Annotated in this window: 11 protein-coding genes; 3 read left to right on the plus strand and 8 right to left on the minus strand. The window is 67.2% G+C overall.

What is annotated here, in order from left to right:
* Positions 1 to 37 precede the first annotated feature (37 nt).
* The 3 genes from K5K93_RS03510 to K5K93_RS03520 all read right to left on the minus strand — a co-directional run bounded on the left by K5K93_RS03510 (position 38) and on the right by K5K93_RS03520 (position 2,001).
* The gene (locus K5K93_RS03510; RefSeq protein ID WP_222389803.1) at positions 38 to 1,090 is read right to left on the minus strand and encodes a linear amide C-N hydrolase; all 1,053 of its coding nucleotides are present in this window, start codon (positions 1,088 to 1,090) and stop codon (positions 38 to 40) included.
* A gap of 63 nt (positions 1,091 to 1,153) precedes the next feature.
* Positions 1,154 to 1,567 carry a DUF6691 family protein gene (locus K5K93_RS03515; protein ID WP_093819701.1) on the minus strand — a complete coding sequence of 138 codons (414 nt, stop codon included), beginning with the start codon at positions 1,565 to 1,567 and terminating at the stop codon, positions 1,154 to 1,156.
* Positions 1,564 to 2,001, minus strand: coding sequence for a YeeE/YedE family protein (locus tag K5K93_RS03520; protein ID WP_093819703.1), 438 nt, complete (start codon positions 1,999 to 2,001; stop codon positions 1,564 to 1,566). The genes K5K93_RS03515 and K5K93_RS03520 overlap by 4 nt, the downstream gene beginning before the upstream one ends.
* Positions 2,002 to 2,088: 87 nt before the next feature.
* On the opposite strand from K5K93_RS03520, the gene K5K93_RS03525 reads away from it, so the two are divergent.
* Positions 2,089 to 2,406 (plus strand): metalloregulator ArsR/SmtB family transcription factor, encoded by a 318-nt coding sequence (locus K5K93_RS03525; protein WP_093819705.1) that lies wholly within the window; start codon positions 2,089 to 2,091, stop codon positions 2,404 to 2,406.
* A 3-nt stretch (positions 2,407 to 2,409) separates the two neighbouring features.
* Here the strand turns inward: K5K93_RS03525 and K5K93_RS03530 are convergent, their stop codons facing one another.
* The 5 genes from K5K93_RS03530 to K5K93_RS03550 all read right to left on the minus strand — a co-directional run bounded on the left by K5K93_RS03530 (position 2,410) and on the right by K5K93_RS03550 (position 8,545).
* On the minus strand, positions 2,410 to 2,838 hold the full coding sequence (locus K5K93_RS03530; RefSeq protein WP_222389804.1) for a BLUF domain-containing protein: 429 nt from the start codon (positions 2,836 to 2,838) through the stop codon (positions 2,410 to 2,412).
* Between the two features lie 82 nt (positions 2,839 to 2,920).
* On the minus strand, positions 2,921 to 4,060 hold the full coding sequence (locus K5K93_RS03535) for a hybrid sensor histidine kinase/response regulator (protein ID WP_222389806.1): 1,140 nt from the start codon (positions 4,058 to 4,060) through the stop codon (positions 2,921 to 2,923).
* The gene (locus tag K5K93_RS03540; protein WP_093819710.1) at positions 4,057 to 4,632 is read right to left on the minus strand and encodes a chemotaxis protein CheB; all 576 of its coding nucleotides are present in this window, start codon (positions 4,630 to 4,632) and stop codon (positions 4,057 to 4,059) included. Before K5K93_RS03540 ends, K5K93_RS03535 begins: the two co-directional genes overlap by 4 nt.
* Positions 4,632 to 5,456, minus strand: a complete 825-nt coding sequence (locus K5K93_RS03545; protein WP_093819712.1) for a CheR family methyltransferase — start codon at positions 5,454 to 5,456, stop codon at positions 4,632 to 4,634. Before K5K93_RS03545 ends, K5K93_RS03540 begins: the two co-directional genes overlap by 1 nt.
* Positions 5,453 to 8,545: a response regulator gene (locus tag K5K93_RS03550; RefSeq protein ID WP_222389807.1), complete on the minus strand. Its 3,093-nt coding sequence runs from the start codon at positions 8,543 to 8,545 to the stop codon at positions 5,453 to 5,455. Before K5K93_RS03550 ends, K5K93_RS03545 begins: the two co-directional genes overlap by 4 nt.
* A gap of 178 nt (positions 8,546 to 8,723) precedes the next feature.
* On the opposite strand from K5K93_RS03550, the gene K5K93_RS03555 reads away from it, so the two are divergent.
* Positions 8,724 to 9,851, plus strand: coding sequence for a PAS domain-containing sensor histidine kinase (locus K5K93_RS03555; RefSeq protein WP_222389809.1), 1,128 nt, complete (start codon positions 8,724 to 8,726; stop codon positions 9,849 to 9,851).
* Positions 9,848 to 10,207 carry a response regulator gene (locus tag K5K93_RS03560; protein WP_025874874.1) on the plus strand — a complete coding sequence of 120 codons (360 nt, stop codon included), beginning with the start codon at positions 9,848 to 9,850 and terminating at the stop codon, positions 10,205 to 10,207. The genes K5K93_RS03555 and K5K93_RS03560 overlap by 4 nt, the downstream gene beginning before the upstream one ends.
* Positions 10,208 to 10,238: the final 31 nt, after the last annotated feature.

The following is a 10,238-nucleotide window of genomic DNA, read 5'->3' on the forward strand; positions in this document are numbered from 1 at the left end:
CGGTGTACCGGACCCACGCGCGGGATGCGGCCTCGCGCTACCCCTCCACGCCCAGGAAGGTGAAGGGCGCGCTGGGCACGAAGTGCTGCAGCGCATCCCCGGCAAACGTATTGCGCTGGTCACGGCCGAGATCAAGCTTGAGCACCTTGCCGCCGAAATCGACCCTGGTCAGGTCGACCCAGAAGGTGTTGGGCGTCAGTGCCGACTCGAAGAAATACAGGCGCCGCTTGTGGTCGGCGACCGTGCGCCAGCGGGTGGACGAGATGTTGGGCTCGCCCGGCGTGGTGATGCCAAATGGTACCGACACGTTGCGGATCACGCTGAACACACTGGCCAGCGCCTCCACCGGATCTTCCGCTTTCGGAATCGCGTTGATGTAGAACGACGCGCGCGCGAAGCGGTCGGCCGAACGGTTGGTGCCCGGCAGCATCACCGTGCCACCGATCTGCTGCCAGTAGCTGTTCAACGCCAACTGCTGGTCGAAGATCGGCGAATTGGTCATCACCTGGTAGCGCCGATCGTGGTGGATCACCTGGCGCCCGCCGATGTACTCGACGATCGCGCTGTCACCGGTGGCGTCGGACAGCGACAGATGCAGCGTCGCCTGGCGGTCCTCGCCCGGCACCTTGTCGGTGACGATCGCGTACGGCTCGCGCTGCAGGGCGGTCACCGCTTCTTCCACCGTGGCGAAATTGTCCAGAACATACTGCGCCCACAATGAGATGGACAGGCCGGGCTTTCCGCTGCGCTGGGCCGGGTACTCCGACTCGACCAGCCACAGCAGGTTGGCGACCAGGCCCTTCTCGTTCATGCCATCGGTGGTGGAAATGTCATAGCCGGTGGCCACTACGCTGCCGTAGCGTGCAGTCCAGGCGATCGACCCCGGCCCCGCCTTTCCGGTGCGCGCGATGCCTCGCGGCAACACGTAGAGATTGGTGGCCACGTCCACTTTCCAGTCCATCGAGCGGGCGGTGATGACATCGCCGTTGTCGCCCAGATACACCGCGCGCGTGCACGCCATCGCCGGCGTTGCCGTCGTCGCCAGTGCCGCCGCCAGCAACGCGCCGCCTTTCCATTTCATCCGTGCCATATCGTCCTCCGTTCCCCGGGAAGGATGATCTCAACCCCGCGATGGTGAGACGGACGTGAAACCTCAGCGCAGCCAGCGATCATGCAGCCAGAAACCGGCGGCCATTGCTGGCACGAACCACAGGGCTTCGCGCGCGCCCACCGCCAACGCGGCCAGCGCCGGCCCCGGGCAATAGCCGACCCAGCCCCAGCCGATGCCGAACAGCGCCGCGCCCAGCAGCAACCGCGTGTCGACAGCCTGCGTCGTCGGCAGCTCGAAACGTTCGGCGCAGCATGGCCGCTGCCGCCGCCGCAGCCAGAAGTGACCCAGTGCGCTGACCAGCAGCGCCGACGCCAGCACCCAGGCCAGCGTGGGATCGAAGTCGCCAGCCACATCAAGGAACCCCAGCACGCGACGCGGGTCGGTCATGCCGGCCAGCGCGAGGCCGGCACCGAACAGGCCGCCGGCCACACCTGCCGCCCACAACCTGCGGCTCATGCCAGGCCTCCGCCGTGACGTAGCAGGAACGTGGTGAGCATCGCGCAGGCCATGAATACCAGCACCGCCACCAGCGATCGCCGCGATCCACGGGCGAGGCCACAGACACCGTGGCCGCTGGTGCAGCCGTTGCCCAGCCGCGTACCCAGGCCCACCAGGACGCCGGCGCCGATCAACTGCCAGGCCGGCAACGCGTCACGCAGCAAGGCGCGCGGTGGTTGTCCTGCACCCGCCTGCCAGCTCAGCACCGCTGCCGCCGCCAACATCAATCCGAACAGGAAGGCCCAGCGCCAACCACGATCCCCACGCGGTGCGGCCGCGGCGCCGGCAGCGATACCGCTGATGCCCGCCACCCGACCGAGCGTGGCCAGCAGCATCACCGCCGAGGCACCGATCAGGCCGCCGCCCGCCATTGCCGCCCATGGCAGGTTCATGCCCTGCCCCTCTGCGTCACGCGCATCGGCTTGCCCTTCAATTTAGATTAATCTAAATTAGACCCTTCTGAACTACCGGGTCAAGCCATGCCCCACATCAGCACCGACAGTGCCGCGATGGCCGCGCATGCCGCGCAGGCGGCTGCGCTGCTGAAATCGCTGGCACACCCGGCGCGACTGCGCGTGTTGTGTCGTCTGGTGGAGGGTGAAGCACCGGTGCCGGAACTGCAGGCCCTGACGGGCCTGAGCGCGTCGGCGCTGTCACAGCATCTGGCCGTGCTGCGCAATCTGGATGTAGTGGCAACGCGGCGGCAGGCACAGTCACTGCACTATCGGCTGCTGGAGGGTCCGGCGCTGGGGGTGCTGCAGGCACTGCACGCAGCGTACTGCGCGCCGCAGCGCTAGCGGTCAGCCCGCGCTGAGCACCGGCCGCACGACCTCGGCCAACATATCCACCGCCGTAAGCACGGCGCTGTCACCGTTCACCGAGCGGGCGAATCCCGACCAGTCGCCTGCGGAGAGCTTGCGCAGCAGCGCGGCATCGACCGGCAGCCCGCGCATTGCCCAGTACGGAAACTGGCGCTGGCCCAGCCGGCCACGCGCCAGCTCGACGATGTCGACGTGGCTGCCGGCCTGCAGGATGCGCTCATAGACCGAATCGATGCCATCCGGCGGGCCTTCGATGTACTGCAGGAAGCGCTCGCCGTCATGCAGCAGCACGCCCGTCACCCCTGCCATCTTGTTGAAGCGCGCGGCGTCATCGACCAGGGTCTGCAGACGTGCGGCAGACAGATCCGGCTTGGCCTGGCTGACATAGGCGATGGCACGCAGTGGCATGGGGCTTCCTTTGCAAGAGTGGTGCCACGGTAGCAGTTGCGGACGAGCCCGTCTCAGTTCGCTCACGCGCCAGCTGAAGAATTCAGGAAACCGCCGGACTGCGCAAATCGGAACGGCGAGGCAGCAGCGCCTCCAACACCACGTGCCCTGCTTCGTTGCGCGCGCTCAACTGGCCACCATGGGCACGCACGAACTGGTCCACGATGTACAGCCCCAGCCCGAGCCCGTTGCTCTGGTGGAAGCTGGCCTTGAAGGGTTCGAACAGGCGCGGCAGCAATGCCTCATCGACATGGCCTGTGTTGCGCACGCGCAGCGCGACCACCCGCGCATCGCCACCATCGACCTGCACCTGCACCGTCGCGTCAGCGCCGTGGGTGAGTGCGTTGCCGACCAGGTTGGCGACGATCTGCCCAAGGCGATCCATGTCGCCCTGCAGGCTCGAATCGCCACGGACGTCCAGCGCGATCCGATCGCTTCGATGGCCGGCACCGGCCTCGACCAGCACCGCACGCGTCACCTCGGCCAGGTCACAGACGCTGCTCTGCAGGCGCAGGCCACCGCTGCGGATCCGCGAGAAGTCCAGCAGCTGCTCGACCATGCGTGCCATCCGCAGCGTGCTGGCTTCCAGGTAGCTCAGTGTCTGCTGCGCACCGGCATTGTCGTCCGGCAGTTCCAGCGACAACTTGTCGGCACACAGCAGGATGGCCGACAGCGGCGTGCGCAGGTCGTGGGTGAGCACCGCGGCCATGGTCTCGTTGAGCTTCAACGCGCGCTCCAGCGCTTCGTTGCGCACCTTCAGCAGCTGCCGCTGCTGGTAGAGCTCGATGAACACATTGACCTTGCTGAGGATCACCTGCGGTGCGACCGGCTTGTGCAGGAAATCCACCGCGCCGGTCTCGTAGCCCTTGAACACCCGCAGCGGATCATCCGGCGAGGCGGTCAGGAAGATGATCGGCACATCACGGCTGCGCTGCGAGCCACGCATCAGCTCGGCCAGCATGAAACCGTCGATCTCCGGCATGTGCACGTCCAGCAGCGCCAGCGCCACCTCATGCTCCAGCAGCAGCTCCAGCGCCTGCGCGCCAGAGTCCGCCAGCAACAGGTTGACGCCCTCGCGGCGCAGCAGCGCCTGCATGGCCACCAGGTTCTGCGGCACGTCATCGACGATCAGCAGGTTGACCGGCGCCTGCGACTGGGCAGGGTCCGGCGGCAGCAGGTTCATGCAAACAACTCCTTCAGGCGGCGGCACATCAGTTCAAGGGGCAGCACGGCGTCGGCGCCGGCATGCTGCAGGGCAGAGGCCGGCATCATCGATGCCTCGGCCTCCTCGGGGCATTGCAACCAGGCCTGGCCGCCAGCGGCGCGCACGGCGGCCACGCCATCGCTGCCATCGCTGCTGGCACCGGTCAGCAGGATCGCCAGCACACCCCTGCCGAACGCGGCCGCGGCCGATTCGAACAGCGGATCGATGGCCGGCCGCGAGAACAGCACCGGTTCGTCCATCGACAGTGCGATGGCCTGCGTGTCCTCCACCAGCAGGTGGTAGTCCGGCGGCGCGAACGTCACCGTTCCGGCCTGCAGGGGCTGCTTGTCCTCCGCTTCGCGCAGGGCCAACGTGCAGTACGGCGCCAGCACCTCGGCGATGCGGCTGGAACGGTCGCGCGGCAGGTGCAGCACCACCAGCACCGGCACCGGCAGCGTGGCCGGCAACGCACCCAGCACGATCTGCAGGGCGGCCACGCCACCGGCCGATGCGCCGATCACCACCACGTCAGGGTGGGACATCGCCGCCATCAGGCCACCTTCCGGTACAGGCGGTGCTCCCGCGAACAGGCTTCGAAGGCATCGTGATGGCGACCGAACTGCAGCGACTCCTTGCTGCCCAGGCCGAGGAAGCCGCGATGCACCAGGGCTTCGCGGAACAGCCCCACCGCCCGATCCTGCAGGTCGCGGTTGAAATAGATCAGCACGTTGCGGCACGAGACCAGGTGCACTTCCGAAAACACCGTGTCGGTGGCCAGGCTGTGGTCGGCAAACACCACGTTGCGGCGCAGCTGGCGGTCGAAGACCGCGCCGTCGTAGGCGGTGCTGTAATAGTCCGACAGCGACGCGGTGCCGCCGGCGGCAAGATAATTGCGGCTGAACTGGGCCAGGCGGTCGATGCCATAGGCGCCGGCTTCGGCCGAGGCCAGTGCAGCGGGGTTGATGTCGGTGGCGTAGACGATGCTGCGCTCAAGCAGGCCTTCCTCGTGCAGCAGGATTGCCAGCGACCACACTTCCTCGCCGGTACTGCAGCCGGCCACCCACAGCTTCACCGAGGGGTAGGTGCGCAGCACCGGTACCACCTGTTCGCGCATCTGCCGGAAATACTCCGGGTCACGGAACATCTCCGAGACCTGCACGGTGAAGAACTGCATCGCCTGGGCGAACAGTTCCGGCTCGTGCAGCAGCCGATGCTGCAGGTCCGACAGGCGCTCGCACTCGTAGCGCTGCATGGCCTGGCTGACGCGACGGCGCAGCGAGGACACCGCATAGCTGCGGAAGTCGTAGTGGTAGCGCTGGTACAGCGCTTCCAGCAGCACCTTCAGCTCCAGGTCGAACAGCGCCTGCTCGTTCATTGCCGCGAGCACCAGACCCGGCACAGCGATACCAGCTTGTCCACGTCGATGGGCTTGGCGATGTAGTCGTTGGCACCGGCCTGCAGGCAGCGCTCACGGTCATCGGGCATGGCCTTGGCGGTCAGCGCGATGATCGGCAGGTCCTGCAGGTGGCGCTGCGCGCGGATCTCGCGCATCGCCTGCAGGCCGTCCTTCTCCGGCATCATGATGTCCATCAGCACCAGGTCCACCTCGCGCTGGGCCAGGCGGTCGACGGCCTCCTGGCCGTTGCGGGCGATCTCCAGCGTCACTCCCAGCGGCTCGAGCACACTGGACAACGCGAAGATGTTGCGCACGTCGTCCTCGGCCAGCAGTACGGTGCGTCCATCGAGCACGGTGTCGCGGCGGCGCGCTTCGCGCAGCAGGCGCTGCTGGTCGCTGGGCAGGTTGGCCTCCACGCTGTGCAGGAACAGCGTCACCTCGTCGAGCAGGCGCTCGGGCGAGCGCGCGCCCTTGATGATGATGCTCTTGGAGTAGCGGCGCAGGCGCTGCTCTTCTTCGCGGCTGAGGGCACGGCCTGTATAGACGATGACCGGCGGGAAGCCGACATCGTCGTTGCCTGCCATGTGCTCGAGCAGGTCGTAGCCACTGCCGTCGGGCAGCGACAGGTCCATCACCATGCAGTCGAAGGTGACCGTGCTCAGCTGCTCCACCGCTGCGGCCAGCGTACCGACAGCGGCGATCTGCAGCTGATCGCGGCCCAGCAGCAGTTCCAGGTTGCGGCGCAGATCGTTGTCGTCCTCCACGATCAGCAGGCGCCGTACGTCGCGCTGGCTGGTCTGTTCAAGCTGTTCGATGGCAGCCACCAGGCGCTCGCGCGTGGTCGGCTTGATCGCAAAGCCGATCGCGCCCAGTTCGCGTGCCACCTGGCCGCGGTCCATGCCCGAGACCACATGCACCGGAATGTGCCGGGTGTCGGGGTTGCGCTTGAGCCGCTCGAGCACGGTCAGGCCCGAGACGTCGGGCAGGCCGATGTCCAGCAGGATGCCGTTGGGACGCAGGTCCGCCGCCAGCGCCAGCGCCTCTTCGGCGGTGGTGGCCACCACGCAGTCGAAATCAAGCTCGTGCGCCAGCGTCACCAGGGCTTCGGCGAAGACCGCATCGTCCTCCACGGCCAGGATCAAGCGCCCCGCATGGCTGCGGCGCCCACGGTCGTCGGCCACCGCTGCCACCGGCGCGGCACTGGACCGCTGTGCAGGCGGAGCCGGTACTACCGTCGCGGCAGTGGCCGGCTGCACGGGCACAACGGCATCCGCGGCGTTCTCATCCGCCGGCGCCCCCTGCAGCGGCAGTTCGAGAATGAAACAGCTGCCACGGCCCGGCTCGCTGTCCACCTGGATGTCGCCGCCCATGCGCACCGCAAGGTCGCGCGAAATCGACAGGCCCAGGCCAGTGCCACCGTAACGGCGGCGGGTGCTGCCATCGGCCTGGCGGAACGCTTCGAAAATCAGCTGCAGCTGGTCGCGTGCAATGCCGATGCCGCTGTCGGCCACTTCGAATCGGATCCGGCCATTGCCGCCGTTGCGGACATGCAGGCTCACCTTGCCGTGCTCGGTGAACTTGACCGCATTGGCCAACAGGTTCTTCAGGATCTGCTGCAGGCGCTGGCTGTCGGCCACCAGTTGGCTGGGGGCCAGGCCATCGGCCTCGATCTGCAGCGTCAGGCCCTTCTGCCGCGCCATCGGCTCGAAGGTTTCGCGCAGCCGCTGCAGTACGCTGTCGACCACCACCACTTCGTCGGCCAGTTCGACGTGCCCGGCTTCGATGCGCGACAGGTCCAGGATGTCGTTGATGAGCGCCAGCAGGTCATTGTTCGACGACAGGATGGCGCGGGCGTACTTGACCTGCTCCTCGCTGAGCGAGCCGTCCTTGTTGTCGGCCAGCAGCTTGGCCAGGATCAGCGAACTGTTCAGCGGGGTGCGCAGCTCGTGCGACATGTTGGCCAGGAACTCGGACTTGTAGCGCGAGGTAGCGGCCAGTTCATTGCTGTTGCGCACCAGCTGCCCCTGCGCGACCAGCAGCGCCTGCTTCTGCGCCTCCAGCTCGTGGGTGCGTTCTTCCAGCTGCACATTGCTCTGTTCCAGCTCGGCCTGCTGCTGTTCCAGATGCGTCTGCGACTGCATCAGGCTGCGGCTCTGCTCTTCCAGTTCCTCGTTGGCAACCCGCAGTTCTTCCTGCTGTGCCTGCAGTTCTTCGCCCTGGCGCTGCGACTCTTCCAGCAGCACCACCAGTTGTGCGCGCAGCATCGAGGTGCGCAGGGCCATGCCGATGGTCTCGGCGCAGCGCAGCAGCAGCTCGTCATCCAGCGCGCGCTGCTCACCGACAGCTGCCCGGCCCAGCTCGAGCACGCCCACGATCGCGCCGTCGCTGCTGACCGGGGCGAGGATCCGTTCACGCACGGGTACGCGCCCGAGGCTGGTCTGCAGCTCCAGCGGCGCCGCTTCGTCCCCCAGCAGATGCCGCGCCCGCTGGTCGCGGGCCACCTGGCCTGCCACCCCTTCCTGCAGGCCCAACGTGGCCGGGATGCCGTTCGGCAACGCCAGCCCACCGGTCAGCTGCAGGCGTCCGCCTTCCAGCCGGTAGAGCGCACCGACATCGGCACCCAGTTGGGTCGCCAGCGTCGACACCGCCGCTTCGGCGATCTGTTCCGGCCCGAGCTCACCGCGCAGGCTGAGCGCCACCGCGTTCTCCGCCTCCTGCAGCCACAGCGCACGCATCGCCTCGCGCCGCGCCTGGATGGCGCGCGAGGCGATGAGTGCGATCATCAGGAAAGCCGCGCCACCGATCGACCGGTTGACGAACGAGAAGGAAGAATTGTTGCTGGCCGGCGCCACGTTGTAGCCCACCGCCAGCAGCACGCAGGCGCTGACGGCCACTACGAACGGCACGCGGGCACTGCGCTGGAACACAGTGACGCCGATGGCCATGAAATAGGCCAGCCACACCGCGTAGCCCAGGGGGACCACCAGTTCCAGCGCGGCCGTAACGGCCAGCAGCACCGCCGACGTCATCCAGATCCAGCGGTCACGCGTAGTCGCACCAGGACGCATGCAGGTCGGTTCCAGTTTGGAAAAGGGGACTGATGTTACTCCTTGTCGCATTCAGCCGCATACGACCAATGGCACAGGCGTCGCATGCACGCCCTCTTCACACTGCACTGCCTACGTTCTCGTGCCTGACAGAGGTAATACGCATTTCATCGTGGTCGCTGCCGCTTCGACGCCGTCCGTGTTGACGGACCCTACCCGACAGCTGCGATTGCTGATCGACAGCGTGCGCGACCATGCGCTGTACCTGCTCGATCCCGATGGCATCGTCTGCAGCTGGAACCCCGGCGCCGAACGCATCAAGGGCTATCGGTCGGAAGAAGTCATCGGCACCCACTTCGGCCGCTTCTACCTGCCGGTCGATCGCGATGCTGGAGAGCCGCAGCGCCTGCTGCGGCTGGCTGCGGAATGCGGGCAACATGCCGCCGAGGGTTGGCGGGTGCGCCGGGATGGGTCTCCGTTCCGTGCCAGCGTGGTCATCGAGTCGGTGGTCGAGAGCGGCGAGCTGGTGGGCTTCGTCAAGATCACCCGTGACATCACCGAACAGTGGCAGGCGCAACGGCTGCTGCGCGATGCGCAGCGGGCGCTGCGCCAGACCCAGCAGTTCGAGACGGTCGGCCAGCTCAGCCGCGGCCTTGCCCATGAGTTCAACAACCTGCTGACCACCATCGTCAATGCGCTGGACCTGCTGTCCGCGCGGATGGGCGATGACGAGCGTGCCAACGCCCTGCTGACCACCGCGCAGGCGGCCAGCGATCGTGGCGCGCTGCTGACCCGCCAGCTGCTGGCCTTCAGCACCGGGCAGACCCTCATCCGCGAAACGCTGGACATCAATGCGCGCATCCGCGAGTGGCTGCCGGCACTGCAGGCCGCCTGCCCTGCCGGCGTCACCCTGGAAACCGCACTGGCCGGCGGGTTGCCTGCGATACTCAGCGATACCGTGCAGCTGCAGACAGCACTGGCCAATCTGGTCGGCAACGCTGCGGACGCCACCGTTGGTGGCGGTCGGGTATTGATCGCCACCGCGCTGGAACACCGCATGGACCCCGACTCCGACACATCCCGGCAACGGACCTATGTAACGTTGAGCGTCTGCGATGAGGGCCACGGCATGGCCCCGGACATCGCCGAGCGCGCGACCGAACCTTTCTTCACCACCAAGGACATCGGCAAGGGCAGCGGCCTGGGCCTGAGCCAGGTGTTCGGATTCACCACCCAGAGCGGCGGCTTCGTAGACGTGTCCACCACGCCCGGTGTTGGCACCACGGTCAGCCTGCTGCTACCCGCCACAGAGGAACCCAACCCATGACCGATGATCCGATCCGCGTACTGATGGTGGAGGACCAGACCGATCTGCGCGAAATGATCGGCCTGGCCCTGCGCGACTTCGGCATCGACGTGGCTACCACGGCCGATGCGCAGGAAGCGGTCGCGCTGCTGCAGGGCGATACGCGTTTCGACGTGGTGTTCAGTGACATCAGCATGCCCAACGGCATGTCGGGCATCGAGCTGAGCGAGCACGTGGCACGCGACCAGCCGCAGGCGCGGATGATCCTTTCCTCCGGCTACGCGCGCTCGCAGTTGCCGCCGCTGCCCGAGCAGGTGGAATTCCTGCCCAAGCCTTACCGCCTGCGGCAGCTGGTGGAGCTGCTCAGGCAGGCGTGAGTCGCCGCCGCCTTGCCAGGCATGGCCTGGC

Origin of the sequence: Stenotrophomonas sp. DR822, assembly GCF_019793815.1 — a bacterium.
GTDB classification, from domain to species: Bacteria; Pseudomonadota; Gammaproteobacteria; order Xanthomonadales; family Xanthomonadaceae; genus Stenotrophomonas; species Stenotrophomonas indicatrix.